The organism is Arthrobacter sp. E70 (assembly GCF_058266945.1).
The window spans coordinates 1-642 of the sequence record NZ_JBYQFR010000038.1 but is presented as its reverse complement, the minus strand read 5'-3'; the positions used below and the strand labels follow the sequence as shown (position 1 = coordinate 642).

Annotated in this window: 1 protein-coding gene; it reads left to right on the top strand. The window is 67.9% G+C overall.

All coding sequences use genetic code 11. The annotated features are described in order from the left end of the window. Nucleotides 1–642 (top strand): L-serine ammonia-lyase, iron-sulfur-dependent, subunit alpha (locus AC3IMC_RS20420; protein WP_490920723.1); only part of this gene is annotated, 642 nt, incomplete at both ends.

The window sequence follows — 642 nt, the reverse complement described above, 5'->3', positions numbered from 1 at the left end:
CGCCGCAATCGCGGACACCGGAACCCTGAACCTCGCCGGAGCCGTGCCGCTGCCGTACGGGGTGGGCGACATGGTGCTGCGGCCGTTGACGGTGCTGCCCCGGCATACCAACGGGATGACGTTCACGGTGTCCGATCGCGGCGGGAACGTGTTGCACACGGCCACGTTCTTTTCGGTGGGCGGCGGGTTCATCGTCCGTGAGGGCGAGGAGGACGCGGCGCAGCAGGAACTCGAGGAGTCGAAGAAGGAGCTGCCGCTGCCGTTCCGGACCGCCGCCGAACTCCTGGAACACTGCGGGGACACCGGACTGGGCATCAGCGACATCATGCTCCTCAACGAGAAATCCTCGCGGGACGAGGCGGAGATCCGTGCCGGCCTGCTCCACATCTGGTCCGTCATGGAAGCCTGCGTGCAGACCAGCCTCAAACGGACAGGACTGCTGCCCGGCGGCCTGAAGGTCCGTCGTCGCGCCCCCGACTGGCATGACCGCCTGCTCAAGGAGGACAAGGACCGGGACCCCAAGTACTGGCAGGAGTGGGTGAACCTGGTGGCCCTGGCGGTGAACGAGGAGAACGCCTCCGGTGGCCGGGTGGTCACCGCCCCGACCAATGGCGCCGCCGGGATCATCCCCGCCGTGCTGTA